Annotated in this window: 32 protein-coding genes and 1 pseudogene; 17 read left to right on the forward strand and 16 right to left on the reverse strand. The window is 57.3% G+C overall.

The window, feature by feature from the left end:
• Positions 1-79: 79 nt before the first annotated feature.
• The 3 genes and pseudogenes from sucC (at position 80) to tnpA (ending at position 2,794) form a co-directional block, all read left to right on the forward strand.
• A complete protein-coding gene (gene sucC / locus ACN0RV_RS16965; RefSeq protein ID WP_286339779.1) occupies positions 80-1,246 on the forward strand; it encodes an ADP-forming succinate--CoA ligase subunit beta in 1,167 nt (388 codons plus the stop codon).
• Entirely contained in the window at positions 1,246-2,118 is an 873-nt protein-coding gene (gene sucD, locus ACN0RV_RS16970; protein WP_028108847.1) for a succinate--CoA ligase subunit alpha, read from the forward strand. Before sucC ends, sucD begins: the two co-directional genes overlap by 1 nt.
• A gap of 284 nt (positions 2,119-2,402) precedes the next feature.
• Positions 2,403-2,794, forward strand: a pseudogene (tnpA, locus tag ACN0RV_RS16975) (IS200/IS605 family transposase).
• 148 nt (positions 2,795-2,942) lie between these two features.
• Here the strand turns inward: tnpA and ACN0RV_RS16980 are convergent.
• Positions 2,943-3,644 carry a Crp/Fnr family transcriptional regulator gene (locus ACN0RV_RS16980; RefSeq protein ID WP_417349446.1) on the reverse strand — a complete coding sequence of 234 codons (702 nt, stop codon included), beginning with the start codon at positions 3,642-3,644 and terminating at the stop codon, positions 2,943-2,945.
• A gap of 110 nt (positions 3,645-3,754) precedes the next feature.
• On the reverse strand, positions 3,755-4,519 hold the full coding sequence (locus ACN0RV_RS16985) for an EAL domain-containing protein (RefSeq protein ID WP_417349448.1): 765 nt from the start codon (positions 4,517-4,519) through the stop codon (positions 3,755-3,757).
• 125 nt (positions 4,520-4,644) lie between these two features.
• Between ACN0RV_RS16985 and ACN0RV_RS16990 the strand changes: the two genes are divergently transcribed.
• Complete coding sequence (locus ACN0RV_RS16990) at positions 4,645-5,148, forward strand: beta-class carbonic anhydrase (RefSeq protein ID WP_417349450.1); 504 nt, start codon at positions 4,645-4,647, stop codon at positions 5,146-5,148.
• Positions 5,149-5,188: 40 nt separating this feature from the next.
• Here ACN0RV_RS16990 and ACN0RV_RS16995 read toward each other — a convergent pair whose 3' ends face one another.
• Both ACN0RV_RS16995 and ACN0RV_RS17000 read right to left on the reverse strand, forming a co-directional pair.
• A complete protein-coding gene (locus ACN0RV_RS16995) occupies positions 5,189-6,070 on the reverse strand; it encodes a hypothetical protein (RefSeq protein ID WP_417349452.1) in 882 nt (293 codons plus the stop codon).
• Positions 6,071-6,255: 185 nt separating this feature from the next.
• Entirely contained in the window at positions 6,256-7,320 is a 1,065-nt protein-coding gene (locus ACN0RV_RS17000; RefSeq protein ID WP_417349454.1) for an energy transducer TonB, read from the reverse strand.
• Between the two features lie 233 nt (positions 7,321-7,553).
• Here ACN0RV_RS17000 and ACN0RV_RS17005 point away from each other — a divergent pair, with 233 nt between their 5' ends.
• Complete coding sequence (locus tag ACN0RV_RS17005; protein ID WP_286339774.1) at positions 7,554-7,856, forward strand: NrfJ; 303 nt, start codon at positions 7,554-7,556, stop codon at positions 7,854-7,856.
• A gap of 64 nt (positions 7,857-7,920) precedes the next feature.
• Here the strand turns inward: ACN0RV_RS17005 and ACN0RV_RS17010 are convergent, their stop codons facing one another.
• From ACN0RV_RS17010 to ACN0RV_RS17020, 3 genes are all read right to left on the reverse strand, one after another.
• A complete protein-coding gene (locus ACN0RV_RS17010; protein WP_417349456.1) occupies positions 7,921-9,144 on the reverse strand; it encodes an NADH:flavin oxidoreductase/NADH oxidase family protein in 1,224 nt (407 codons plus the stop codon).
• 80 nt (positions 9,145-9,224) lie between these two features.
• Positions 9,225-9,818, reverse strand: coding sequence for a TetR family transcriptional regulator C-terminal domain-containing protein (locus tag ACN0RV_RS17015; protein ID WP_417349457.1), 594 nt, complete (start codon positions 9,816-9,818; stop codon positions 9,225-9,227).
• A gap of 60 nt (positions 9,819-9,878) precedes the next feature.
• The gene (locus tag ACN0RV_RS17020; protein ID WP_417349459.1) at positions 9,879-10,226 is read right to left on the reverse strand and encodes a DUF1904 domain-containing protein; all 348 of its coding nucleotides are present in this window, start codon (positions 10,224-10,226) and stop codon (positions 9,879-9,881) included.
• A gap of 372 nt (positions 10,227-10,598) precedes the next feature.
• Here ACN0RV_RS17020 and napF point away from each other — a divergent pair, with 372 nt between their 5' ends.
• Genes napF through ACN0RV_RS17045 form a run of 5 tightly spaced genes read left to right on the forward strand, consistent with a single transcriptional unit; the run spans position 10,599 to position 14,949 of the window.
• Positions 10,599-11,084 (forward strand): ferredoxin-type protein NapF, encoded by a 486-nt coding sequence (gene napF / locus ACN0RV_RS17025; RefSeq protein ID WP_417349461.1) that lies wholly within the window; start codon positions 10,599-10,601, stop codon positions 11,082-11,084.
• Positions 11,077-11,319 (forward strand): chaperone NapD, encoded by a 243-nt coding sequence (locus ACN0RV_RS17030; RefSeq protein WP_417349462.1) that lies wholly within the window; start codon positions 11,077-11,079, stop codon positions 11,317-11,319. Before napF ends, ACN0RV_RS17030 begins: the two co-directional genes overlap by 8 nt.
• Positions 11,320-11,344: 25 nt before the next feature.
• Positions 11,345-13,837 (forward strand): nitrate reductase catalytic subunit NapA, encoded by a 2,493-nt coding sequence (gene napA / locus ACN0RV_RS17035; protein ID WP_417349464.1) that lies wholly within the window; start codon positions 11,345-11,347, stop codon positions 13,835-13,837.
• A gap of 50 nt (positions 13,838-13,887) precedes the next feature.
• Entirely contained in the window at positions 13,888-14,334 is a 447-nt protein-coding gene (locus ACN0RV_RS17040) for a nitrate reductase cytochrome c-type subunit (RefSeq protein ID WP_417349466.1), read from the forward strand.
• Positions 14,335-14,337: 3 nt separating this feature from the next.
• A complete protein-coding gene (locus ACN0RV_RS17045) occupies positions 14,338-14,949 on the forward strand; it encodes a NapC/NirT family cytochrome c (RefSeq protein ID WP_417349467.1) in 612 nt (203 codons plus the stop codon).
• A gap of 97 nt (positions 14,950-15,046) precedes the next feature.
• Here ACN0RV_RS17045 and ACN0RV_RS17050 read toward each other — a convergent pair whose 3' ends face one another.
• Positions 15,047-15,700 (reverse strand): DsbA family oxidoreductase, encoded by a 654-nt coding sequence (locus ACN0RV_RS17050; protein WP_417349469.1) that lies wholly within the window; start codon positions 15,698-15,700, stop codon positions 15,047-15,049.
• 171 nt (positions 15,701-15,871) lie between these two features.
• Complete coding sequence (locus ACN0RV_RS17055; RefSeq protein ID WP_417349471.1) at positions 15,872-16,666, reverse strand: CLCA_X family protein; 795 nt, start codon at positions 16,664-16,666, stop codon at positions 15,872-15,874.
• A 165-nt stretch (positions 16,667-16,831) separates the two neighbouring features.
• Between ACN0RV_RS17055 and ACN0RV_RS17060 the strand changes: the two genes are divergently transcribed.
• Positions 16,832-17,212, forward strand: coding sequence for an acyl-CoA thioesterase (locus ACN0RV_RS17060; protein ID WP_417349473.1), 381 nt, complete (start codon positions 16,832-16,834; stop codon positions 17,210-17,212).
• Here the strand turns inward: ACN0RV_RS17060 and ACN0RV_RS17065 are convergent.
• The 3 genes from ACN0RV_RS17065 to ACN0RV_RS17075 form a co-directional block, all read right to left on the reverse strand.
• Positions 17,196-17,552 (reverse strand): DUF952 domain-containing protein, encoded by a 357-nt coding sequence (locus ACN0RV_RS17065; RefSeq protein ID WP_417349475.1) that lies wholly within the window; start codon positions 17,550-17,552, stop codon positions 17,196-17,198. The two genes, ACN0RV_RS17060 and ACN0RV_RS17065, sit on opposite strands and share 17 nt — an antisense overlap.
• Before the next feature lie 119 nt (positions 17,553-17,671).
• Entirely contained in the window at positions 17,672-18,280 is a 609-nt protein-coding gene (locus tag ACN0RV_RS17070) for a peroxiredoxin-like family protein (RefSeq protein ID WP_417349477.1), read from the reverse strand.
• A gap of 66 nt (positions 18,281-18,346) precedes the next feature.
• Positions 18,347-18,742 (reverse strand): hypothetical protein, encoded by a 396-nt coding sequence (locus tag ACN0RV_RS17075; protein WP_417349478.1) that lies wholly within the window; start codon positions 18,740-18,742, stop codon positions 18,347-18,349.
• Between the two features lie 75 nt (positions 18,743-18,817).
• Here ACN0RV_RS17075 and ACN0RV_RS17080 point away from each other — a divergent pair, with 75 nt between their 5' ends.
• On the forward strand, positions 18,818-19,432 hold the full coding sequence (locus ACN0RV_RS17080) for a DUF938 domain-containing protein (protein ID WP_417349480.1): 615 nt from the start codon (positions 18,818-18,820) through the stop codon (positions 19,430-19,432).
• Here the strand turns inward: ACN0RV_RS17080 and ACN0RV_RS17085 are convergent.
• Entirely contained in the window at positions 19,417-20,574 is a 1,158-nt protein-coding gene (locus ACN0RV_RS17085; protein ID WP_417349482.1) for a GNAT family N-acetyltransferase, read from the reverse strand. The genes ACN0RV_RS17080 and ACN0RV_RS17085 overlap by 16 nt on opposite strands.
• Positions 20,575-20,758: 184 nt before the next feature.
• Positions 20,759-21,979, reverse strand: coding sequence for a serine/threonine transporter SstT (gene sstT, locus ACN0RV_RS17090; RefSeq protein ID WP_417349483.1), 1,221 nt, complete (start codon positions 21,977-21,979; stop codon positions 20,759-20,761).
• Between the two features lie 348 nt (positions 21,980-22,327).
• Here sstT and ACN0RV_RS17095 point away from each other — a divergent pair, with 348 nt between their 5' ends.
• From ACN0RV_RS17095 to ACN0RV_RS17115, 5 genes are all read left to right on the forward strand, one after another.
• Positions 22,328-22,576, forward strand: coding sequence for a cupin domain-containing protein (locus ACN0RV_RS17095; RefSeq protein WP_417349485.1), 249 nt, complete (start codon positions 22,328-22,330; stop codon positions 22,574-22,576).
• A gap of 75 nt (positions 22,577-22,651) precedes the next feature.
• Complete coding sequence (locus tag ACN0RV_RS17100) at positions 22,652-23,089, forward strand: TerB family tellurite resistance protein (protein ID WP_417349487.1); 438 nt, start codon at positions 22,652-22,654, stop codon at positions 23,087-23,089.
• A 63-nt stretch (positions 23,090-23,152) separates the two neighbouring features.
• Positions 23,153-23,896 carry a spermidine synthase gene (locus tag ACN0RV_RS17105; RefSeq protein WP_417349489.1) on the forward strand — a complete coding sequence of 248 codons (744 nt, stop codon included), beginning with the start codon at positions 23,153-23,155 and terminating at the stop codon, positions 23,894-23,896.
• 121 nt (positions 23,897-24,017) lie between these two features.
• Entirely contained in the window at positions 24,018-25,013 is a 996-nt protein-coding gene (locus ACN0RV_RS17110; protein WP_417349490.1) for a hypothetical protein, read from the forward strand.
• A gap of 97 nt (positions 25,014-25,110) precedes the next feature.
• Complete coding sequence (locus tag ACN0RV_RS17115) at positions 25,111-25,386, forward strand: hypothetical protein (protein WP_417349492.1); 276 nt, start codon at positions 25,111-25,113, stop codon at positions 25,384-25,386.
• A 19-nt stretch (positions 25,387-25,405) separates the two neighbouring features.
• Here the strand turns inward: ACN0RV_RS17115 and ACN0RV_RS17120 are convergent, their stop codons facing one another.
• Both ACN0RV_RS17120 and ACN0RV_RS17125 read right to left on the reverse strand, forming a co-directional pair.
• Positions 25,406-25,945, reverse strand: coding sequence for a hypothetical protein (locus tag ACN0RV_RS17120; RefSeq protein WP_417349494.1), 540 nt, complete (start codon positions 25,943-25,945; stop codon positions 25,406-25,408).
• A gap of 259 nt (positions 25,946-26,204) precedes the next feature.
• Positions 26,205-26,426, reverse strand: a 222-nt coding sequence (locus ACN0RV_RS17125) for a hypothetical protein (protein ID WP_417349495.1), incomplete at its 5' end; no start/stop codon positions are given.

Here is a 26,426-nt window from a genome sequence, read left to right on the forward strand (position 1 = left end):
GCACCGGATTGCTGGTGCGGTCACCCCATGCCTGGTCGGAATACGACTGGAATAACAAGACGTTATATGGATAGAACATATGAATCTGCATGAGTATCAAGCTAAGCAGCTGTTCGCTGAGTATGGCCTGCCCGTGTCTGAGGGCTACGCCTGTGACACCCCTCAGGAAGCTGCCGAAGCCGCCGATAAGATTGGCGGTGACAAGTGGGTCGTTAAGTGCCAGGTGCACGCCGGTGGCCGTGGTAAGGCCGGTGGTGTGAAGCTGGCGTCCAGCAAGGACGAGATCCGCGAGTTCGCACAGAACTGGCTGGGCAAGAATCTGGTGACCTACCAGACCGACGCCAACGGCCAGCCCGTGGCCAAGATCCTGGTGGAATCCTGCACCGACATCGCCAATGAACTGTACCTGGGCGCCGTGGTTGACCGTGGCACCCAGCGCATCGTCTTTATGGCCTCCACCGAGGGTGGCGTAGAGATTGAGAAGGTGGCGGAAGAGACCCCCGAGCTGATCCACAAGGCCGCCATCGATCCCCTGGTGGGCCCTCAGCCTTACCAGGGCCGTGAGCTGGCGTTCAAACTGGGCCTGAAGGGTGACCAGATCAAGCAGTTCACCAAGATCTTCATGGGCCTGGGCCAAATGTTCCTGGACCTGGATTTCGCTCTGCTGGAGATCAACCCTCTGGTGATCACCGACCAGGGCGACCTGCACTGCCTGGATGGCAAGATCAACATTGACTCCAATGCTCTGTACCGTCAATCCTCCATCCGCGAGCTGCACGATCCTTCCCAGGAAGACGCCCGTGAAGCTCACGCGGCTCAGTGGGAGCTGAACTACGTGGCCCTGGACGGCAGCATCGGCTGCATGGTGAACGGCGCCGGTCTGGCCATGGGCACCATGGACATCGTCAACCTGCACGGCGGCCAGCCTGCCAACTTCCTGGACGTGGGTGGCGGCGCCACCAAGGAGCGCGTTACCGAAGCGTTCAAGATCATCCTGTCCGACGCCAACGTGAAGGCGGTACTGGTGAACATCTTCGGCGGTATCGTACGTTGTGACCTGATTGCCGACGGCATCATCGGTGCCGTGGAAGAGGTGGGCGTAGAGGTGCCTGTGGTTGTTCGCCTGGAAGGCAACAACGCCGAGCTGGGCCAACAGCGCCTGGCCGAGTCTGGTCTGAATATCATCGCTGCCACCAGTCTGACCGACGCCGCGCAGCAAGTAGTGAAAGCCGCGGAGGGTCAGTAATGAGCGTTCTTATCAATAAAGACACCAAGGTGATCTGCCAGGGCTTTACCGGCGGTCAGGGGACCTTCCACTCTGAGCAGGCGATTGCCTACGGTACTCAGATGGTAGGCGGCGTGTCTCCAGGCAAGGGTGGCACCACCCACCTGGGTCTGCCCGTGTTCAACACCGTACGCGAAGCGGTAGAGGTCACCGGCGCCACCGCCACCGTCATCTATGTGCCAGCGCCCTTCTGTAAGGATGCCATCCTGGAAGCCATCGATGCCGGTATCGAGCTGATCGTCACCATCACCGAAGGCATCCCGACTCTGGACATGCTGGAAGTGAAGGTGAAGCTGGACCAGGCAGGCGTGCGCATGATTGGCCCCAACTGCCCCGGCGTTATCACCCCCGGCGAGTGCAAGATCGGCATCATGCCCGGTCACATCCACAAGCCTGGCAAGGTGGGCATCGTCTCCCGCTCCGGCACCCTGACCTATGAAGCGGTTAAGCAGACCACCGACGAAGGCTTCGGCCAGTCCACCTGTGTGGGCATCGGCGGTGACCCAATCCCAGGCTCCAACTTCATCGACGTGCTGGAGATGTTCGAGAAGGATCCGGCCACCGAAGCCATCGTGATGATCGGTGAGATTGGTGGTACCGCAGAAGAGGAGGCGGCCGCCTTCATCAAGGCCAACGTCACCAAGCCTGTGGTCTCCTACATCGCCGGTGTGACCGCACCTCCGGGCAAGCGTATGGGCCACGCCGGCGCCATCATTGCCGGTGGTAAGGGTACCGCCGACGAGAAGTTTGCCGCCCTGGAAGACGCCGGTGTGAAGACCGTGCGCTCCCTGGCCGAGATCGGTTCCGCCCTGCGCGAAATCACCGGTTGGTAATGCCAGTTTCATTAGGTAGATGTTCAATCTAATGCGACGAAGAAATTGTTCCAATCAAGGCGTAAGACGCCGCTGCTAGTGGCCCTAACAGTCAGTCTTACAACGCAGAGTGGGACAAGTTAAGCCAGCAGTAGTGAACAGATATTTAGTGAAATTGGTATCATCTGAATCGTGTCGGTGCTCACTCACTGACCGGTACAGAGGCGGGCCCCGAAAGGGGCCCGTTTTTTTGTTAGTCTTAAACCACCTACTATGGAGGTGGTGAGCGTAGGTGCCAGTATCACATCGTCTGGACACCGAAGTACAGGTACTGAATTCTCAAAGGAATGCAGGTAAAGAGCTGTATAGGGCGATTTATGTCTACTGTAGTATGAAAAAATGCCGCGTGGTTGAGTTAAACGTACAAGTTGATCATGTCCATTTGGTCGTGCGACTGCCTCCGAGCTTAAGCGTGTCGGAGTTTATGGGGTTCGTGAAGGGAAGAAGCGCTATACGGTTGTTTGGCAAATTCCCTTATCTTCGCAAGAAAAAGCTATGGGGTAATCACTTTTGGCAAAGAGGGTACTTCGTAGATTCAGTTGGAGCCAACGAAGCTATCATTCGACGCTATGTCTGGTACCAGGACAAGGCAGCTAAAGAAGAGCACGAAAGGCAGATGGCGTTGGAAAGTCTTTAACAAAACAAAAGCTCCCTTGTAGGGGGCAGGATCAGGGCTGTGTCAAAGCCACCTGCTATACAGGTGGATTTTTACATGTCTGTGTTTTGTAGTGGTCAACTAATTCCGGACGGTAAGTTAGGACGATTCTAGAGTGGGAGTACTGCTGTTAGAAAAGGTGTGGGATAGGATTTTTATACGACAGATCAACGCCTTGCAATTTTACTGCCAAGGCTTCTGGTTTGACAATCTCAATTGAACCATAGTGAACCGAAATTGTATTATCTTTTTCCATCTGCTTTAAAATCTGGTTTAGCTTTGGTCTTGAGACACCTGCAATTCGAGAAAGTTGAACTTGAGATACTTGGACATGACTGGACTTATGGGAGTACCTTCTTACTTTTGTCAAAAGATCCAAGAGGACGTAGGAAACTTTAGGTATCATCTCTGCGAGAGATATGATGTGGCATTGCGCAACAGTGACGTGAGACTCTCTTGTGATAAAGTATAGAAGCTTATAGATTTCATCATTTTTTTTAAGCAGTTGGAGTAACTGATTTCTGTGGAAAAAATGAAACTTGCATGGTTCAACAAGCTCTGCTTGTATAAATGTTTGCATCGGATTCGCAATAGAGGATGCGCCAAACCAATCTCCTTGACCAAAAGTAGCACTGACACTTGTTAAACCTCGATTATTTTCTGTTTCATACCCAAATGAAATGATACCTCTCGAGATACAATATAATCCATCGAATGGCTGATAAGAACGAAGAAATGACAGCTGGCTGTCTTCCTTATGTATAGAAATAGATTCTAATTGTTCTTTTGTTTCTTTGCTTAAGCCACAGGGCCAGGAGATGCCATCGGTCATGCATTTCTCTATTTAGTTAAGCTTAATGGTTAATGGTAGTCTTTTTTTGGCTTTGAGTTTTTATGTGATTTTTAATCAAGGCGTTTGAAATTTATCTCAGCAATAATATATTATAAATGCAGCTTTTCGATCGGCAATGGTCGCGAGATAAAGTACCCTTGAAATAGGTCTACACCGAGAGCCAATGCCTTAAGGTAAGTTGCTCGATCTTCGATACCTTCAGCAACAACCATAGCACCTTGACGATGGCATTGCTTTATGAATTTTTCTAATTTCCTATTGGCGGTTTCATTACACTCTTCACCAATCAGTGAATGATCGATTTTAATGATGGCCGGTTTTAAGGAACCCATTCTTAATGTGTCTAAGTCACACATTGTGACATCATCCAAGGCTAGAAGCACCTGACCTAGTACGGATTTGTTGCAACTGGACTTCAAAGCAGCCTCATCTGGAGAGGCACATTCTTTGACTTCTAAAACAATACTTTTCTGGGGTATGCCAAGGTTACTTAATAGTTGTTTTAAGAAATACTTGGTCTCAAAGCTTTGCGACAAAGTGATAAGACTTCCCGGAGAGACATTTATGAATAATTTCTCGTCAATGAACCAACTATCTGCATAATTCTGCAAGTGAAGTTCGATAATTAGTTGTTCTAATAAGGTACGTTGCTTTCCGCTAAATGAATCAATGAACTCGTCTGGAGGAGTCAAACTACTTGTCTCATTTATATTAGAAACTCTCAATAATGCTTCATAGCCAAACGTTTTCCAATCTTTTGTCAATATTGGTTGGAACACGCTTGTTAAAGTATGATTTTTTAAGGATAAGAGACATTGATGACTCTGCCAGTTTGTTGGTGGTTGATTGAGCATGTGAACGTCATGTGTTGAACTTTGTTTGTTATTATAAGTGAGGTGTGGCCGCGAGTCTGTTACTTAAGGAACAGACTGAATTTTTTTTGGGGGGGTCATATAAAAGTAAGAAGGGAGCCCCGACTATGCCTCCAGCGAGACAGTTTGCCATCTTGACCTGCATGGATGCCCGGCTGGACCCGGCCAAGTTTGCCGGACTGGCGGAGGGGGACGCCCACGTCATCCGTAATGCCGGCGGCCGCGCCAGCGACGACGCCATCCGCTCTCTGGTGGTCTCCTACAAGCTGCTGGGCACTCGGGAGTGGTTTGTCATCCACCATACCGACTGCGGCATGGAGACCTTCACCAGCGAGGTGATGGGAGAACTGCTGTCCGGCAGTCTGAACACCGCCTCATTCACCGAAGGCGGCTGGCAGGACAGCAAGGCCGGGGGCGGTACCGTGGAGGGTAAGTACATCAACTGGCTGACCTTCAAAGACAACGCCACCAGTGTGGTGGAGGATGTCAGCCGAATCCGGCAAAGCCCCATGGTGCCGGCCACCATCCCTATCTATGGCTACATCTACGACTGTGCCAGCGGTGAGCTGCTTGAGGTGCCTGAGGCGACAGAGGCGGGCAGGGCGGCGTAGCGGCCGGCTCAGGGCCGGATACGCCGTCCTGGAGACCGGGCTACTGACAGGTGCCCGGACTGGCGCTAAACGCCTTTAGGTGCGCCTGCGCTTGCCCCAGTGATGCCTCATCGGCACAGGCGACCAGGCTCTGCCAGGTCGCGGCCTTGGGGCAGCGGCGAAAGTTCATTGAACACTCCCGTCCCTGGGCCTGGCTGACCGGCGTGTCGTAGTAGGAAGGGGAGACAAACAGGCCGGCCAGTTTGTCCATCTCGGTTGCATCAGCAGCAAACTGTAAGCCGGTGGGCGCAGAGATGCGCTTATCGGTGACGTCCAGAATCAAAGAGTGGCCATCCAGTGGGCTCAGCCGATACAGGGCCTGCAGCCTTCCCTGGGCATCGTGCATCTCCAAGACTTTGTACTCCTCCTGGATCCGCTGCGACACCAGTGCCAATGCGGCGTCTTTGGGCCGGGTCAGCCCATAGGTCTCTTTTACTACACCGGACAGATTGGACTGGGTTGCTTGTGGGTCGGCGACCCGCCCGTCGACAGACCAGAGTTGAGTGTGAACCCGAGTATTCAGGTGGGCGGTCAGCACGGCTTCCGGCAGCGTGCCTATGAGGGCGGCGATCTGCTCAGGGGATTTGCGCTGGCACCGATCGCAATTCACCACCAGCTTGATGCCCTGGCGAATCACCGGCTTGCCATTGAGCTCAAGAGTGCGGGTGTAGAACTGGAAGCGGGCATGGTCGTTGCCCTCGACCTCATGGACACGAAACACATCTTTGTAGCCGTGAGAGTCGCACCCCTCGAGGCGCTGGCGCTTTTTCCACTGACTGGTGCAGTGATCTAACGCCTCAGTCACGCTCATTTCGTTGAGCTCTTGCGAGTGGACATGGCTGCTGAACAGCAGAGCGAGGCCCAAAATCCATTTTCCTGGCATAACTTCTCCTTGTTGCGCCAATTGGCTAATGCCGTGTTCGGGCTTTACCCTATTTTGTTGTGCCTAAGCTGTCAATGGCGCGGGCTGGCGGAGGGGCAGGAGCAAACCGGTCGCCAGACCCTTTAGGGAGATGGCAGAAAAAAAGCTTGCCTGGGCAAGCTTCGTTACCGGAAATAGGGGAAACCTTAGCGCACAAAGAAATCCATTCTCACCTTGGTGGTGGCCGCTACCGGCTGGCCATCCTGGAACTTGGGGGCGTAGCGCCACTTCTTCACCGCTTTTTTAGTCTCTTTGACAAAGTCCTTGTGGCCCTGGCTGTCGAGCACCTCCATGTCGGTCACAAAGCCCTGTTTGTCAATGGTGATGTCCAGCACGACAGAGCCCTTCTTACCGCGCTTGAGGGCGGCCGGTGTCCATCTTGGCTCCTGACGAAACAGTGGTTTCTGCTCCTGGTTGTTGTCCCAGGGTTTCATCTGGGCGATGGCCAGACAGTGAGCGGTGGCATCGTCGCTGCGACCGCTCTGCTCCAGCAGGGGGACCAGGCGGGAGTGGGCGGCCAGGGCATAGGGGTGGCTGTACTCCAGCACATCCAGCAGTTCGATGACGGTGCTGAAATGCTCAATGGCCGCCTCCTTTTTCTGAAACCCGTCGGCCCACAGGCCGTTGAGGTACTCCGCCTCGACCCGCTCCAGGGTTTCCCGGGGGGCCTTCTCTTGGATGATCTCCAGGGCGTCACTGGCCAGGTTGCGGCCCTCTCTGGCCAGTTGGCTGTCGCGCATGCAGATGCGTGATGCTTCCAACATCAGATTGGCGTAGGCCAGGGAATCTTCCGCATAGAGCTCTTCACCGAGGGCGAGCAGAGCGCTGAGGTGGCTCTTGCGATGGTCGAAATCCTTTTCGACCAGCCGAGCATAGATCTCCAGCAGCTTTTCACTCTGACTGCCATAGGCTTTTTTGTAGCTCTTTAAAGCCTGTATAAGCAGGGAGGCTGCCTCGTCTTGTTCGTCGGGGGGCAGCTGCTTGGCCAGGTTGATACCCAGGTTGGCGTAGTCGACCGAGTCGACATCATAGAGGTCGGCACCCAGCCGATAGGCTTCCCGGGCATGGACCAGGGCGGCCTGTGTGTCCTTGGCGGCAATCGCCTGCTGGTAAGCACGGTAAGCCTGGTCAAATGCCGAGGTCTCGGACGCGGCTTGCAGGGGCAGGCTCAGGCTCAGTGCCAGGGCTCCGATGAGTAGGGAACGGTTCATGGTGACATCCTTGTTTTGGGAATAGCCGAAAAATAATAATTATATTCAGTCGAATGTAAAGAGAACCCACTGCTGGAACGGTTTGGTCCGGCAGAGTAAAAAGTTCCTTTTCTCTGCAACTTTTTTTGGGGTTTGCGCGCCATCTAGCAGAGTTGCCGCAAAAGCTGGTCCCAAGCGCTCATCACTGCTTTAATTGCACCAATAGCTCACTGAAATCCATACAAGGGATGAACATGTTTAAGACTTTGGTTAAAGCAGCCAGCACTGCGATTCTGGCTCTGGGTATGGCTGCGGCAGCGCACGCGGGCCAACTGCACACTGGCGAAGTGGTGGAGACCATGAACGCCGGCGGTTACACCTATGTGCAGATCAAGGAAGAGGGCAAGCTGGTGTGGGCCGCCGCGCCAGAGACCAAGGTGCAAAAGGGTGACAAGGTGGAGTTTGACGAGCAGATGAACCTGCCCAGCTTCGAAAGCAAGAGCCTGAAGCGTACCTTCTCCCCCATCATCTTCGCCGGTAAGATTGTGGTGAAGTAAGGCCAGACAGGCTGAAAAAAAACGGGGTCCTCAGGGACCCCGTTTCTGTTTGTGCTGCGACCCTTTAAGCGCGGCGCTGGCGGAAGGCGTGGGCACCCAGGCGTTTGAAGGTACCGGCCACCGCCAGCCAGGCCGACAGGTTGGGTTTGGGGGCCTGGCCGCGACCCATGCGCTCCAGCTGGAACTCGTACCAGGTGATCCCCAGCATCGCCATGGCGTCCACCCCTTTAAAGCCGGTGGTGGGCTCCTTGAAGCGTATCTCAAAGTCCTCATCGGCCATGGCGCGGTTGGGCATGTCCGGCATCACCGACAGCGGCCGAGCCAGGCCCACCATATCGACGGCGCCGCTGGCCAGGGCCTGGTTCATGCCTCGGCTGCTGCGGAAACCGCCGGTGACCACCAGGGGCACGGACACCCGGCTGCGTACCTGTTCGGCGTACTCCAGGAAGTAGGCCTCCCTCGCCTTGGTGGAGGCCTTGCGGTTGCCGGACATCATCGCCGGCGCCTCGTAGGTGCCGCCGGAGATCTCAATCAGGTTGACCCCCTCCGCTTCAAGGGCTGCCACCACCGCCATGGATTCCTCTTCGCTGAAGCCGTCCTTCTGGAAATCCGCCGAGTTCAGCTTGATGCCCACCGGATACTCATCGCCCACCTCGGCGCGAATGGCCCGGTAGACCTCCAGCACGAAGCGCATCCGTCTCTGGGCATCGCCCCCCCACTCATCCTCTCGCTGGTTGTGGCGAGGCGACAGGAACTGACTCACCAGGTAGCCGTGGGCGCCGTGGATCTGTACCCCGTCGAATCCGCTCTCCTTGGCCAGGCGGGCGGCGGTGGCAAAGGCGCCAATGGTCTGGGCTATCTCGTCACCGGTCATCGCCCTTGGGGTATTGAAGGATTTCTCCAGGCCGCCGCCCAGGGGGATGGCGGAGGGGGCCAGAGGCTCCTTACTGAGCATGGCGGGGATCTGTTTGCCCGGATGGTTCAGTTGCATCCAGATCTGACTGCCGTTTTTGCTGCCGGCCTCGGCCCAGGCGCGAAAGGCGTCCAGATCACTTTGCCCATCCAGCACCACGTTGGCGGGTTCACCCAGGGCGGTTCTGTCCACCATTACATTGCCGGTCATGGAAAGGCCGATGCCCCCGTCGGCCCAGGTGCGGTACAACCGGGGCAGGGCGGAGGTGGGGTTGTGGTTGCGATCGCCCAACTGTTCGCTCATGGCGGATTTGAACAGGCGGTTGCTGACCTGCAGCTGCGGGGTCAGTTGCAGGGGGGTGGAAATATCAGTCATCCGTTTCTCCTATTAGACCGGTCGTCTATAAATGATCTCTAAAAAAGCGCAGCCTGTGCTGCGCCCGGTATTCGTTGGGGTTAGCGCAAGATGACCTTGAGCATCAGCTCCATATCATTGCGCAGTTCTTCAGTACTGCCTTTGAGCTTGACGTGCAGCAGGCCCCCCTGCCATCGGTCCCAGAACAGTCTGGCCATCTGCTCGGCGGTCAGATCCTGGCGAACCTCTTTGCGTTGCTGGGCCTCTTCGAACTGTTGAGTCAGCCAGCCCTGCCACAGGGTCCAGCCCTGGAGCATCACCTGGGTGCACAGCTCGCTCTGGCCGCCTATCTCTGCGGTCAGGTTGCCCAGCATGCAGCCCTTGGTCATCCCCTCCTGCTCCAGGCGGGCCAGGCTCATGTCTATGGCCGCCAACAGGCGATCCATCGGAGCCCGCTCCGGCAGATCCGTTGCCTGCTTGAGTTGCTGCAGGTACTGGTCGATGTAGTGGCTGATCACCTCGGCGGCAAACTGCTCTTTGCTGTCGAAATAGTGGTAGAAGGAGCCCTTGGGGATCTTCACCCTATCCAGGATCTGCTTCAGGCCGGTGCCGTGGTAGCCCTGTTCACTGAGCAGGCTGATGCCCGCCTCCAGCAGAGGTTGCCGATTGTGATCACTTCGTCTTGGTCTTGCCATGGGAGTATTATATGACCGGTCGTCTAGGAATGTGAAGCCCAAATTTCAATCTTGGCTAAATCAGCCGAAATGGCGGCCATTTTCGTAGTATTTGAAGGGATCAAGCGGGAAAAAGCGGATACAGATGTCCAGTCCCTCTTCCTCCTCTTTTAACTGGTTGCGTACCTCAGTGGTGATGATTTCAGCCAGTTTATCCTGGATCTGCTGACCCCGTTCAAACCACTGAACGTCGATGAATGGGTAGCGATTTGCATCCATCTTGTCGTCAAATATGAACTCAGTGGGTAACAGCTCTATGGTGAAATGATCCCGTGGACAACCCACCACGTCGGCCAACTGGTCCACCAGGGTCTCGCTCATGTGCATCACCTGTTGACGCTCCATTCCACTGATTCTGATGTGGGGCATCCCTCTCTCCTGTTCTCTTTTCTGTCGACTACTACCGGCATTGTAGGTGTTGGTCATTGATTTTTCACTGGCAAACGAGCACCTCGGTGGCGGCAGGAACGGGAACGCTCTTCGTTGTTTAGGCTGCGGAAATGGCGGAAAAATGTGAAATAAGTTGGTGTGAGGAAAAGAGATGTGTGCGGCAGTCTCCAAATGTGACCATTTTGTGAGGTCGAAAAGCAACCAAAACAAACGAATTTATTGATGAGGATCAATCGAAACTCCATCTATTTCCTATTGGGTATATCCCCCACTTGAACCCGGCGGTTACATTGCGTCCGAGTTTGAAGATTTCTCAGGCAGAAGCCTGATTTATTTGACTGGGACAACAAGATGGCACGTTCTCCGCTGTGGCGCAGCGCCACCGGCCGCAAGGCCCAGGTACTGCGGATGCCACACCTGGTTTCAGAGGAAGAGTTTGTTGATGGTTGCACGCGCTGTCACCAATGCCTCTCCTCCTGTGAAACCGGCGTTATCGTCATCGGCGCAGGGGGTTTCCCCGAGCTGGACTTTAACAAGGCGGAGTGCAGTTTTTGTGGACAGTGCGCCAAGGCATGTGGGGAGGCCCTTTTTCGGGATTCGGAGCACTCCCCCTGGCCCTACCGCGTGGCACTGGACGACACCTGCCTAACCTTGCAGGGCATAGAGTGTCGCAGCTGTGCCGACGCCTGCGATATGGCCGCCATCAGCTTCAAGCCGACAATTGGTATCTCTCATCCGGTTCTCTCAACGGCTTGTAATGGTTGCGGCGCCTGTCTACCTCGTTGTCCCAGTCAATCCCTCTCTTTGCAGATACCCAAGGAGTCTGCCCATGAATGAACACATCTGTTCATTGGTTGTGAACACCCAGCCGGAGAAACGGTTCGCGGTGGAAACCAGCCTCAATGAGCTGCCCGGAGTCAGCGTCGAGGTCAACGACCCCTCCGGCAAGATGGTGGTCCTGCTGACACACACACATCAAAACTCCCAGGTGGAGTGCATTGACCAGATCAAAGGGTTGCAGGGTGTAGGCGCAACCTCCCTGATCTATCACCAAAAAATTTCTAACGACTGACCGTAAAAGGTTCAAGGAATAGATGATGAAACTATCACGTCGAGACTTTGTAAAAGCGCAAGCCATCGCGGCCGGCGCTGCTGCGGCTAACCTGGCCGTCCCCGCTGCTGCCAAGGGGATCATCGCCACCCGCAACGACGACACCATTGTTTGGGATAAAGCGCCTTGCCGTTTCTGTGGCACCGGCTGCTCCGTTCTGGTCGGCACCAACCAGGGTAAGGTGGTGGCGGTCCAGGGTGACCCTCAGGCGCCGGTGAACCGTGGCCTGACCTGCATCAAGGGCTACTTCCTGCCCAAGATCATGTACGGAAAGGACCGTCTGACTCAGCCCATGCTGCGTAAGAGCAACGGCAAGTACGACAAGAATGGTGAGTTTACTCCGGTCTCCTGGGATGAGGCCTTCGACGTGATGGCCGACAAGTTCAAAGCGGCCCTGAAAGAGAAGGGCCCGACCTCTGTGGGCATGTTCGGCTCCGGTCAGTGGACGGTGTGGGAAGGCTACGCCGCCGCCAAGCTGTATAAAGCCGGTTTCCGTTCCAACAACATCGATCCCAACGCCCGTCACTGTATGGCTTCCGCCGTGGGTGGCTTCATGCGAACCTTCGGCATCGATGAGCCCATGGGCTGCTACGACGACCTGGAGCAGGCTGATGCCTTCGTCCTCTGGGGCTCCAACATGGCTGAGATGCACCCCATCCTCTGGTCTCGCTTGAGTGCCCGCAAGCTCTCCGCAGAGCACGTGAAGGTGGCGGTACTCTCCACCTATGAGCACCGCAGCTTCGAGCTGGCGGACAACCCAATGGTGTTCACCCCTCAGACTGACCTGGCGATCCTCAACTTCATCGCCAACTACATCATTCAGAATGACAAGGTGAACCACGACTTCGTCAACAAACACACCAACTTCCGCAAGGGGATCACCGACATCGGCTACGGCCTGCGTCCCGAGCATCCTCTGGAGAAGGCGGCGAAGAACCCCGGCAAGGGCGGATCCGAAGCCATCGACTTCGAGCAGTTCAAGAAGTTTGTTGCCGACTACGACGTCGACACCGTTGCCAAGCTCTCTGGCGTGGAAGCGGACAAGCTGATCGCCCTGGCAGAGCTGTATGCCGACCCGAATCGCAAGGTGGTGTCCTACTGGACCATGGGCTTCAACCAGCACACCCGCGGCGTGTGGGCCAACAACCTGGTGTACAACATCCACCTGCTCACCGGTAAGATCTCCCAGCCCGGCAACGGTCCCTTCTCCCTGACCGGCCAGCCCTCCGCTTGTGGCACCGCCCGGGAAGTGGGCACCTTCGCCCACCGTCTGCCCGCAGACATGGTGGTGAAGAACCCCAAACACCGAGCCTACTCAGAGAAGATCTGGAAGCTGCCCGAGGGCACCATCCCGCCTAAGCCCGGCTACCACGCCGTGCTGCAGGATCGCATGCTCAAAGACCGTAAGCTCAACGCCTACTGGGTGATGTGCAACAACAACATGCAGGCCGGCCCCAACATCAACGAGGAGCGTCTGCCCGGCTATCGCGACCCTGCCAACTTCGTGGTGGTGTCCGATCCCTACCCAACGGTGACCGCCATGGCCGCCGACCTGATCCTGCCCACCGCCATGTGGGTCGAGAAAGAGGGCGCCTACGGCAACGCCGAGCGTCGTACCCAGTTCTGGTACCAGCAGGTGAAGGCGCCAGGGCAGGCAAAATCTGACCTGTGGCAGCTGGTGGAGTTCTCCAAACGCTTCAAGGTTGAAGAGGTGTGGCCCGAAGAGCTGCTGGCCCAGAAGCCTGAGTACCGCGGTAAGACCCTGTTCGATGTTCTCTACGCCAATGGCCAGGTGAATCAGTACAGCCTGGATGAGGTGCCCGCCGAGCGTCTGAATGACGATGCCCGCGCCGCAGGCTTCTACATCCAGAAGGGGCTGTTCGAGGAGTATGCCACCTTCGGTCGCGGCAAGGCCCACGACCTGGCGGACTTCGACACCTATCACCAGGTGCGTGGCCTGCGCTGGCCCGTGGTCAACGGTCAGGAGACCAAGTGGCGCTTCAAAGAGGGAGCCGATCCCTATGTGAAGGCGGGCAGCGATTTCCAATTCTATGGCAAGCCTGATGGCAAGGCGGTGATCTTCGCACTGCCCTTCGAGCCGGCGGCGGAGTCCCCGGATGGCGAGTTCGACCTGTGGCTCTCCACCGGCCGGGTTCTGGAGCACTGGCACACCGGCACCATGACCCAGCGGGTACCCGAGCTGTACAAGGCGTTCCCCGATGCCGTGGTGTTCATGCACCCACTGGATGCCAAGGAGCGCGGCCTGCGCCGTGGCGACAAGGTGATGGTGAGCTCTCGCCGCGGTGAGGTGGAGACCATGGTGGAAACCCGTGGTCGCAACAAGCCGCCTCGTGGCCTGGTCTTCATGCCCTTCTTCGACGCCAGCACCCTGGTCAACAAGCTGACCCTGGATGCCACCGACCCGCTGTCGAAGGAGACCGACTACAAGAAGTGCGCCGTCAAGGTGCGTAAGGCCTGATTGAGAGATGGGCCCTGCGGGGCCCCTTGCCAAAAGAATTGGAGAACACCATGAAACTTCGAATTGCCCTGTGTGGCGCACTTCTGCTTCCCCTGGCGGTCTTTGCCGTCGAAGAACACCAGTTTGGCATGCGCTCAGACGTGCCTCTTGAAGAGACCAATAAGGCTCCGGGATTGAAGAAGGTCCTCAAGGAGATCGACCGTCAGGCGCTGAACTATGTGAACCAGCCACCGCTGGTGCCTCACAAGGTTCAGGGTTATCAGATCACCCAGTCCACCAACCGCTGCCTGCAGTGCCACGACGTGGACAACTACCTGACCACCGGCGCGCCGCGGGTCAGCCCAACCCACTTTACCGATCGTGACGGCATCGTTCTGCCTCACGTGGCACCCCGTCGCTACCTGTGCCTGCAGTGCCATGTGACCCAGGCGGATGCCAAGCCTCCGGTGGCCAACACCTTCGAAGGCCTGGGCCAGTTTGGCAAAGATAAGGAGTAAGCCATGAAACTACCTGGCTTTATCGGTCGAATTTGGGGCTGGCTCCGCCGCCCCAGTGGCAAGGCGCTTGGCAGCCTGCTGCTGGTGGGCTTTGTGGGGGGCATCATGTTCTGGGGTGCGTTTAACACCGGCATGGAGATGACCAACCGTGAAGAGTTCTGCATCGGCTGTCATGAGATGGAGGCGAACGTCTACGAGGAGTACGTGACCACAGTTCACTACAACAACCGCAGCGGCGTGCGTGCCACCTGTCCTGACTGCCATGTGCCTAAGGACTGGACTCATAAGATGGTGCGTAAGATCCAGGCGTCCAAGGAGTTGTGGGGTAAGGCGATCGGTATCGTAGATACGCCGAAGAAGTTCAGTGATCATCGTCTGATTATGGCGGAACGGGAGTGGGCGCGGATGCGCAAAACCGACTCTCAGGAGTGCCGCAACTGCCACAACTTTGAGTTTATGGACTTCACCGAGCAGAAAGGGGTGGCCGCTCGCATGCATGCCTCTGCCAGCGAGCTGGGCAAGACCTGCATCGACTGCCACAAGGGCATCGCCCATAAGCTGCCTGAAAACTACCAAGGCAACGACGCCATCTCTGAGACTCTGGCGGCTCATTAAGGGACAGCATTTGGCCCGGATACCAGTCAGTCGGGCCAGATAGACTAAGGGGGAATCCATTGGATTCCCCCTTGTTTTTGTTTACGACTTATCGCGTTCAGGCGGCACTCAGGTGACCGGCGATCTCCCTAAGGTCGTTGATGAAGGTGTCCACCGGCTGACCGCCACTGATGATGTACTCATCGTTGATGATGAAGGCGGGCACCGAAGTGATGCCCAGACGCACATACTTCATCTGGTCCTTGCGCACCTCATCGCCGTATTGGTCGCTCTCCAGTACCTCTTTAGCGCCAGTGGCGTTCAGGCCTGCGGCCTCGGCACACTGAATCAGGGCGTCGTGGTCACTGGGGTTGCCCCCATTGGTGAAGTAGAGGTGGAACAGGTGCTGTTGCAGGGCGGACTGCTTGCCCTTGAGCTCGGCCCAATGAAGCAGACGGTGGGCGTCGAAGGTGTTGTAGGTGGTGGGCTGACGGTCCAGATGCATCTCAAAGCCAAGGCGATTGGCTCGCTTGTCCAGCACCAGTTGGTTCTGTCCGACCTGGGCGTCGGTGTAGCCATATTTATTCTTCAGATTTTCGGTTCTTGGCTGGCCTTCTGGGCCCAGATGGGGGTTGATCTCGAAGGGTTGCCAATGGATCTCGGCGTCCAGTTCTCCATGGAGTTCGGTCAGCGCCTTCTCAAGCGCCTTATAACCTATGATGCACCAGGGGCAAGTGACGTCCGAGACGATGTCGATACGCAGATGGTTCATTGTTTTATCACCAAATCAGGTTCGAAACTCCACACTACTGGGTAACGTTGTAGGGGTCAATCGACCCATTGGCAGTATAGATTAACAATGTTTCACAATTGCTCGCAGGGTCAAGATCTGACCTGAACTGGGATCGTTGGCACATCTAAATAAGTTTGGGCGTGATCCTGATCACTGGTTGGAGAGGGCTTGACCCAGGGGCTGGAAGTAACGGTGCACCATGGTGTTAATCAACTGTAAATGGTCGGCCATGGGGTAGGCCCCCGCCTGGGCCAGCTTGCCCTGTTTGGTGCCACTGACCAGGTAGTGGTTCTTTATCTGGTGATCCTGGATGCAGGCCTCAAAAGCCCTGGCCATCAGTTCTGTTGGCAGCGAGAAGTAGCGCCGTCCCAATTGGTCGTCCAGCGCCAGTGCACTCTGCACAAACTCGCCATGGGCCTGCTTATCCGGGGCAAACACCGCATTAAACAGCTCTGACAGCCTCTGGTTCAGCGGATGGGGCTGCATCGGTTGCTGCAGCAGCCACAGGTTGCTGGCAAAGGCAGTGGCCTTGGCCGGGGTGACAAAGGCCTTGGCGGCGATGTGATGATCGAAGGCGTGCCAGTACTCGTGCGCCAGGGCACCGGCACCGGCGTTTTTTGCCAGGGCCAGGGTGCGGGCGGCCGGTTCGTAGTGGGCCTGGCTGTGGGGGCTGCCTCCGGTGCCAAACGCCAGGTGCAGCTTGCCTCTGAGTCCTATGACTTGCGGGGGAACATTGAGGATGTAGGCCAGGTCTGCCATGGCGTCGAACACCAGGTTAGCCGCCAATTGCTGCTCAGTGCGGGTGACCCAGCGTCCCACTCTGACCCCGGCCAGGCCAAACTGGTCACGGATCTCGGCAAAGGATACATCGTCGCCACAGCGGTAATCCGGCCCGCGGCGAAAGTGCTGGCGGTGCAGAGCACCTGGAGAAGTCGTGTCGCTCATGGGGGGATCTATACCCCAGGGGACTGCATCCTACAAGGGCAGGATGCACCACCAGGGCGCAACCTCTCAGGGGCACCTTGGCTAAGATGCTGATTGTCAGCAGCTTTGACACTGGCATGGAATTGGCTTGGGGTTCAGGTTTGGGTGAAGAGCAAGGAGTACCCCATGAAGTTCTATTCACGACGGGTGGTTAAGCCCGAAGATCTGAATCCGGCCGAGATGCTGTTCGGTGGTCGCCTGCTCAGTTGGATAGATGAGGAAGCGGCCATCTTCGCCGCCTGCCAGATGGAGAGCACCAGGCTGGTCACCAAGTGCATCTCCGCCATCGACTTTCGACGTCCGGCGCTTCAGGGGGACGTGATTGAGTTCGGTCTGGAGCTTACCGGTCACGGCAGAACCTCCATCACGGTGCGATGTGAGGTACGCAACAAACTGACCAAGGCGGCGATCGTCACCATCGACGCCATGGTGTTTGTCTGTCTGGACGAGAGGGGCAAACCGGCCCCTCATGGATTGGGCGCGCGCCTGGCTACTCCTGCAGGGTAAAGTTGCCGGTTTCCGGCTGATAGTCGAAGTGCAGCAGTTCGGTAACCATCTCCAGGCTCAACTGGGGAAGTTTGGCGCAGGGCTGGGGCCAGGGCTTGTCGTCGCTGGCGTCATACTCTTTCACGTATTCGGCGAGGCGATCGCCATCCAGCCGCAGGGCCAGAGGCTCATCGTCTGCGCCGAAGTAGTGGCTGGTGACCTGCTCCAGGGACTGGTAGTAATTCAGGTGGATATGACCATGGGCCTTGTCGGCACCACATAAAGGGATCAGACCGCTTTCCTGGGCTTGTTGCCACTGGGCCTGGGTTACCACTTTAAAAAGAGAAGGGATCAACGGCATCATGCTCCGTAAGACTCTCGGGAATTCAAGCTATCAGATCAGACCAGATTGGGGAAGCCCCACAAGCGGGAAACTCTCGGGGGTGAAAAGGCCCCGGTCATCAGCCGGGGCATGCAGGTTCAGTTGAGCATCAGTTCTGCGGCGGTCAGGATCAGCTCAGGCGCGACTCGGACTTTGTAGTTGGGGTTGAGGTAGGAGAAGTGCACCAAGCCGTCGGCGTCCACCAGATAGACCGCCGGGACCGGCAGTACCACCAGATCTGAGCCCTGCCCGGTCACCAGGCGACGCCCCAGTTTGCCCTGATAGGCGGCGGAGAGTTCCGGCGTCAGGGTGTAGGCCAGGCCGAAGGCCTCGCTGGCCTCCAGCTGGCGGTCTGACAACAGCAGATAGCCTGTGTCTCCCGGACCGTCCTGCAGCTGCTCTGCGGGATCCGGAGAGATGGCCACAATCTGCACCCCCATCTTAGAAAATTGGGCTTCGACCCTCTTCAGGCCGGAGAGCTGGGCATTGCAGCAGGGGCACCAGCCACCGCGATAGAACACCAGCAGTGATGGCTTGCCTCCTAGCCAGGCGCTGAGAGGTTGGGTTCGGCCATCCAGGCTGGTCAGGGAGGTGTCGGGAATGGTCATGCCGTTGAGCAGGGGGGTGACCTGGGTCGGGGCCGGGGCGATGGCGGCGTGCAATGGCAAGCTCAGCAGCAGAGCGGCAAAGAGTCCCCAAAGTTTCATGGTGAGTTCCTTCTTGTCTGTTAGGGCGTGTTCGCCCTAACAGACCGGAGCTGCTCAGCGGTTATTTCACCCCTGCATCAGGCTTTGGCAACGGGTCTTGTACTTGCCCATCAGCGGGCCCAGGGAGTTGGGGTCAGGCAGGCTGGCCAGTTGGGCCTGTTTGGCCTGGGCGATGGCGGTCTTGGCTGGCTTCTCTCCCCCCAGGTCGGCGGCCCGCTGCTCTGCGGTCAGTGCCGACTGTTGCAGCCTCTGTCCCACCGCCTGCATCTGCGGCGCATTCATGCCGGCAATGGCGTTGGAGGCGATCTGGTAGTAGGCGGCACACTGCACCAGGCCATCCCACTGCTGTTGGTCATTGGCCGACAGGGCGGGGGCGTTGGCCTGAGTTTGGTTGACCATCACCGCACCGGCGCCGACCAGACCTGCCAGGATCAATCCGGCAATCACGAGAGAGGACTTCATCATTTTCTTCCTTAGGGTGGTATGCTGAAGACCTTAATTGAGTGTGACCGAGATCGCAAATTTAGCGGAACTGCGATGTCGGCGAATGGAGTGTTCATGGATCTGCCTTTCTCCCAATCCTGCGAAAACAACAAGGCCCCGATTCTGGCGGTGCTGAAACAGGCCCTGGCCCCCGCCACTCATGTGCTGGAGATTGGCAGTGGCACCGGTCAGCACGCGGTCTACTTTTGTGAACACCTTGCCCACCTGCAGTGGCAGCCCTCGGATCAGGGGGAGTACCTGACGGCCCTCAAGATGCGCCTTGAGCACTTTCCCAGGCCCAACCTGGGGCAACCTATGGAGCTGGATGTGACCGGCTCCTGGCCAGTGCAAAGCTTCGATGGGGTGTTTACCGCCAACACCTGCCACATCATGGCCTGGGAGCAGGTGATGCAGATGTGGCAGGGAGTGGGTCAGGTTCTGCAGCCCGGGGGCCGATTCTGTGTCTATGGCCCCTTCAATCGTAACGGCCGTTACACCAGCGACAGCAATGCCCAGTTTGACCAGTGGCTGATGCAGAGGGACCCCATGAGTGGCATTCGCGACCTGGAAGCGATGGAGGCCCAGGCGGAGAAACAGGGGCTGTCACTGGCGACCATCCACACCATGCCCGCCAACAACCTGCTGCTGGAGTTTCATAAAGCCTTGTAGGGCAGGGCGTCCCGATACAGCTTCATCAGCCGCTTCAGCTGGCGCTCTTCCTGATGCACCGCATCGGCCACCGCCTGATCAAACAGCGGGTGGTAGAGCAGATGGTTGGAGTAGGTCCAGCAGGGCTCAAAGCCCCGGGCCAGTTTGTGCTCTCCCTGGGCACCGGCATCAAACAGGGACAGGCCGTTATCGATGCAGTAGTCGATCCCCTGGTAGTAACACAGCTCGAAGTGCAGTCCCCGGTGCTCCTTGAGGCTGCCCCAGTAGCGGCCATAGAGGGCATCCTCCCCCTTGAAATAGAGTGCGGCGGCAAACCACTGGCTCTGCTTCGTCTCCCTGGCCATCACCAGCACAGAGGTGTTGGGCAGGCGTCGGTGAAGTTCCTGGAAGAAGGCCAGATTGAGGTAGCCAAAGTGGCTTGAGCGTTTGGCATAGGTGTGTTGATAACACGCGAGAAACTGCCGCCAATGCTCGTCGGTGATCCGGGCCCCTTCGAATCGCTCGATCACCAGATCCGCGCAACCCTTGCGCTCCTTGAGGATGGTTTTGCGTTTACGTGCCGTCAGTGTGGCAAGAAACGCGTCGAAGCTGCCATAGTCCCGGTTGTGCCAGCGGAACTGGATGTCCTTGCGCTGACGCCAGCCCTGGCGCACCAGTTTGTCGGACAGCGTCTTATGGGGAAACAGCCACTGCATGCCGGAGAGCCCCAACTCCTGCCCCTGCTCTTTGAGGCTGTCCGACAGAGTCATCAGCAGCCACTCCTGGTCCACATCATCCGCCACCCCCAGTCTGGGGCCGGTCACCGGGGTAAAGGGGACGGCATTGATCCACTTGGGGTAGTAGTCCAGCCCATGGGCTTCATAGGCTCGGGCCCAGCTCCAGTCGAATACATACTCGCCGAAGGAGTGCAGTTTGATGTAGCCGGGCAGGGCGGCGACCAGGCGTTGTTCCTGTTCAACCAGCAGATGCAGGGGCTTCCAGCCGCTGCTTTTGCCCACGCTGCCGCTGATCTCCAGTGCGGCCAGAAACCCATGACGCAGGAAGGGCTGGTCGCCGGGAAACAGGGCATCCCAGCTTTGGGCATCAATCTTGTCGATGGCGTCGAGCCATTTGTGGGTGAAGGGGCCACAGTCCCTGGCCATAATTGCTCCATCAGGTGATTGTCCCGAAGCCTGGCCCTGTCAGGCAGAGGCAATCGGGCAGGAGTGGGTGCAGATACGTACCCCAAAAGTTAGCACTCCCTAACCCTGTCTGTCAGCCAGAGCGGCGGCACGGGGGCATTAAAAAGGGGACTCCTAGGAGTCCCCTCATCATCAACCGGACAGGTTAACCGGCCTTGCGCTCTGCTTCACGGCAGGCAGCGGCGGTGAAGATCACGTCGGTGGAGCTGTTCAGGGCAGTTTCCGCAGAGTCCTGAATCACACCGATGATGAAGCCAACGGCCACCACCTGCATCGCCACATCATTGGAGATGCCGAACAGGCTGCAGGCCAGAGGGATCAGCAGCAGTGAACCACCGGCTACACCGGAGGCACCACAGGCGGACACCGCGGCAACGATGGAGAGCAGCAGGGCGGTGGGCAGGTCTACCTGCACGCCCATGGTGTGCACGGCGGCCAGGGTCAGTACGGTGATGGTGATGGCAGCACCGGCCATGTTGATGGTGGCCCCCAGAGGGATGGACACGGAGTAGGTGTCCTCGTGGAGGTCCAGGCGCTTACACAGGTCCATGTTCACCGGCACGTTGGCGGCAGAGCTGCGGGTGAAGAAGGCGGTCACGCCGCTTTCACGCAGACACTGGAACACCAGAGGGAAGGGGTTCTGGCGCGTCTTCACGTAGACAATGGAGGGGTTAACCACCAGGGCGATAAAGGCCATGGCGCCCAGCAGGACCGCCAGCAGGTGGGAGTATCCCCCCAGGGCGTCGAAGCCGGTGGTGGCGATGGTGTTGGCCACTAGACCGAAGATGCCGATGGGGGCAAAGCGAATCACCACTTTCACGATGCTGGTGATCCCTTCGGAGACATCGTGGAACACCTGCTTGGTGGCGTCGGTGGCTTTGTGCAGTGCCAGACCCAGGGCGATACCCCAAGCCAGAATGCCGATGAAGTTGCCTGTCATCAGGGCGTTCACCGGGTTGTCGACCACCTTGAACAGCAGGGTGTTCAATACTTCGGTGATCCCTTCCGGTGGGGCAACGGTGGCGTTGTTGGTCACCAGGGCCAGGGTGGTTGGGAACATGAAGCTCAGCACGACCGCCGTCAGAGAGGCGGCGAAGGTGCCAAACAGGTAGAGCATGATGATCGGTTTCATGTTGGTGTGCTCTCCACGCTTCTGATTAGCGATGGAGGAGGCCACCAGGATGAATACCAGGATCGGAGCCACTGCCTTCAGGGCGGACACGAACAGGCCGCCGAGGAAGCTTACGGACTTGGCGCTTTCTGGTGCCACCACGGCCAGGCCGACACCGGCGAGGATACCCACCAGGATCTGCAGGACCAGGCTGCCGCTTGCGATTTTCTTAAGTAGAGATTGTTGATTGCTCATAATTTGCCTAACGCATTATTTTTATCTTGGACGGACAGGCCGCCAGAGCGGGGAATTTTGGCAATTTTCCTTGCGTCATGTCCACCCGGATTCGATATTTGATTGATCTTAATCGACACTATTTGGCTATGAATTAACTTAAACAACTCATTCTTATGATTTAATGCTTCAAACTTATGCTTTGGTCCGATCTCTTAGCCAAAACTCCTTATCTGTAAGGGGGATAGGGTCTTTGGGCTAAAATGTGACAGGGGCGTAAACGGATGGTGAATTGTGAATAACCTGCTAACTGAAATTCCCGAAAACTTAACAGATGAAGTGTTTCAGACCATCATCGAGAATAAAGGGGTGAAAATTGAAAGAATTACCTCCCTTGGGCAGGTGACGCCAGAGGGTCAGTGGTACGATCAAGCCCAAAACGAGTGGGTGGTGCTGCTGAAGGGGCGTGCCCGGTTGATGTTCGACGATGGCCGGGAACAAAACCTGGAGGCAGGCGACCATGCCTGGCTGCCTTCGGGCTGCAAGCACAGGGTCAGCTGGACCGATCCCGGGCAGCCGACGCTGTGGCTGGCGGTGCACTGGCCGGTGGCCAAGTGAGCGGTCAAACCGGTTCGAGGAACCAGTTTCACTCTGCCGGGGTCCAAAACTGCAATAACACAGGAGTTTCTGCCCATGATAAGTCGTCTTAAATCTCTGTTTTCTGACCAGGGCTCCGTGACTGAGGAGCTGAACGTCGAGCTGGCCAGCACCGCGCTGCTGCTGGAGGTGGCCCGGGCCGACTCCCAGATCAGCCACGAGGAGAAGGAGGCGGTTTGGCACCTGGTCAAGGGGCTGCACCAGTTGTCCGACCGGGAAGCCCGGGACCTCATCGAGGAGGCGCTGATCCAGACCGAACAGGCCAACTCCATCCACAACTTCACCAATGTGGTGAAGAAGAACCTGCACCTCAAGCAGAAGATCAAGTTGATTGAGGGACTGTGGCGGGTGGCCTACGAGGATGATGAACTCGATCCCCATGAAGAGGCGATGATCCGCAAGGTGAGCGATCTGCTCTATCTGCGTCACAGCGAATTTATTCAGGCCAAGCTGGCGGTCACCGGCGAGCACTGATCTCCACCTTGAGTCGCCGACCCGCCTCCCCCATAATGCCTGGCTTCAATCTATGGGGGCGGTATGAGCGGCGAAACAGTTCTGTTTGATGGTAAAGATGAGTGGGGCCAGGTGCGGGTTATTGAGCAGGGGCCACACCGTATCCTCAGTTTCGGCCCGGCCGATGAGCAGAGCCGTATCCTCACCAAACAGCCTTGGGTGCTTCAGCATGACTACACCCGGGCGATGATGCTCTCCCTGTTGTTCTGTCAGCCCAAGCGTGCCCTGGTACTCGGAGTGGGCGGTGGCTGCCTTATCTCCGCCCTGGCCACTGCGGTCAAGGGGATCAAGATCACCGGGGTTGAACTGCGTCCCCTGGTTACCGAGATGGCCCTGACCCATTTCCGCCTGCCTCGCAGCAAGCGCATCGAGCTGGTTCATCAGGAGGGCGCCGCCTTCCTGGCCGAGGGTAAACACAAGCGGGTGGACCTGCTGTTTACCGATCTCTATGGCGCCGACGCCGTCGACGATGTGCAGCTTAATGAGCGTTTTATCGATGACGCCGCGGTCTTGCTGAAGGAGGATGGCATGCTGGTGCTCAACTGCTGGGAGGAGCACCGTTACCACGAGGGCCTCAACCGCGCCCTGGCTCGTCACTTCCCTGTCTGTCACAGTTGCCCCACTGCCGATGGCAACCTGGTGATTCTGGCGGGGCGCACGCCACTGACTCAATCCCTGGCCCAACTGCGGGAAAAGGCCCAGCAGCTCTCTCCTAAACTGGGGTACGCTCTGGTCGACAGCCTGGGTCGGTTGGAACCCTGGGATTGATTGTCGCACTGACCTGCTGATTGCGTTGATGGACCCGTGTTTTTGGGCTAGAACTAGTTGGCTCGCCGACGGATTTGGCGAGCGCCACTGAGGTTCACTCAATACGGACAGGAGGTCTGTTATGCACGCCAAATGGTGGTACGTTAAACCCAATCTGATCGATGGCTACGGCCCGCTTCTTCCCCCCTCAACACCCATGGCAGACGGAGATCAGCGCTATTTCCGCGACGCCAACAAACTGCGCCTGACCGTCGAGGGCGCCTGGGTCAGGGACGATAAGGATGGCTGGCCCAAGGGCAGCAACGATCTGGTGATCGCCAGTCGTTTCCGCATTGGCAAAAAGCCCCCCATCACCAAACTTCATCTCTACAAGCCGGATGTGCCGGAGAAAACCTGGGAGCCGGTGGCGTTCCACCCGGAGATCTTCGCCACCAATGACTTTCGTGAGGCCGATGGTGAGATCGCCCTGCAGCTGAACATCTACGACGAAGATGGTCTGCGGGATGATGCCCAGCAACAGCTCAATCAGGCCCTGGATGGGTCAACCAGCGCCTTTGCCCTGGCGTTTCCGGTGTTTGCTCCCTACGCCAGCCTCACCGCCGGAGTCGGCAAGGCGATGGCGGCCCTGGTGGATAAACTGGATGAGCACGATGAGCTGATCAAGGGCAAGATTCGGCTGTCGGCGAACAAGCCGGCGAATCAGCCCTTCGATCATCTGCAGCCCGGGTTGTTGGTGTGCTTCGCCTCGGACGTGGACGCCTCCTCCCTGCTGTTGGGGTCGGACCGCAAGATCTACTATCAGGATCAGGGCAGCCACAAGCTCTATCAGGAGAAGAGCTACTGCGTGATCCGCATCGACAGGGACGGCCCCAGTGCGCCTGAGTTTGAGATCAATCAGAGCATGGCCACCCTGCTGACCGAGATAGAGCTGGGTAAGGGCAGCAAGGGGACTCAGGCCCTGGTGCACCTGAGGGAAACCCTGGAGGCCTACACCACCTTCAAACGGCTCAAGCGCCACAACGAACTTCAGGGCAAGGCCAGTCGCAGTGAGGAGGAGAATCAGTTGCTCGACGAGCTCAAGTCCGATCCCAAGCTGGCGCCCTACATCGGCAGTTAGCATCGTCTTTCACTGACCCAGAGGGCGCCGGCAGGCGCCCTTTTTTGCCCTTGGTGAGGGTGTTACTCTGGAGCCAGGCTGGTTAAAGGGAAACGAGATGACACCAAACTATTCCATCATTAAGCAGGTAACCCTGGGCTGGCTGGCCTTCTGCTACCTCATCTCCCTGGCGCTGATTCCCATCTTCCCCTTTGTGACCGTGGGCTTCAGTCTGCCCATCGCCCTGATGATCATCTTCCTAAGCCCCATCCTCTTTGTCGTTCAGGGGGTACTCATCGGTGCCATGGTGTGGCTGGGATTGACCATGCTGGGTTTCCTGGCGGGGGTTATGGGAAAGCGAGAGACCCTTAATCGCTCTTTGGGCCTGAGGTAAGCAGCAGGGCAGGGGAAAGTTACAGGCGGGTGCTGCTCTCGATATCGGCAAGGAAGCCGACCTCTTTCAGATAGACGAGTTTTATTCTGTCGCACTTGGCGACAAGCTCATTGGCTGCTTTCAGGGTGTTTATGACCTTGCGCATGTTGTTTCTGCCGGCTTTGTAGTCTTGGTATTTATCCTCGTCATAACAGTAATCGGCCAGCTTTTCCCAAAGGTCACGGGATTTTTTCAGGCCTTTGGACACCTGCAATGCCCTTTTGCGAAGCTTGGCGAAGGTGTCTGCCTGTGAAAACAGCTCTTGGCGATACTGCTCAATAACCGGTGTCATCTTGTCGGGACTGTTTTGCCAGGCTTGGGTTAACTGCTGCCCGGAGAAGTTCTCCGACAGAAACTCAAACTCCTGGTGGCGATCCAGCCGGTCGTTGAAGTCAGTCGAGAGGTCGTTGTACCTCCGTTCGTACTTCTTGTAGAGTTCGGTGCCGGTATTCCAGTTTTTGTCCGTGCAGTAAACACCCCCCCAGGAAGGGAAGGTGAAAATCATCGCCATCAAGGCCATGATGCCCAGTAGGCTCCCTCTCATACTCAAATACCTAGTCGATGTTTTTCCCCTATTCTACGGCAAAACTCAGCGGCTTATACCGCCGCAGATCACCCTCTGTTTCATGGGCAGTCGGCTACTGGCCTATTGGAAAGCGCTGACCTCGGGGCTGTCCTGGGGTGGGGTCGAGAAATAAAAAAATCCGGAGCCAGGCTCCGGATTTTGCGTTAAGAGAATTGAACCTCCCTGTTCAAGCCCGTTCTCTTAGACCTTGCTCTTACACTTTGCGAATGCCCACAGGGACACCATGACGGCAGGTGGAGCCGAAGGTGCGATCCCGGTAGAGGCTGGCGCCCTTACGGGTGGGGTCGACTACGTTGAAGGGGTTGGGGTTGATGCCGCCGCCACGCTCCGGCTGACCGGCGATCTCGGTGCCATCGATGCTGATGGTCTGGGCGCCGAACTGGCTGTGGCCGAAGCCGATGCCGACGGAGATGGT

This window comes from Ferrimonas sp., assembly GCF_048263965.1.
Lineage (GTDB): Bacteria > Pseudomonadota > Gammaproteobacteria > Enterobacterales > Shewanellaceae > Ferrimonas.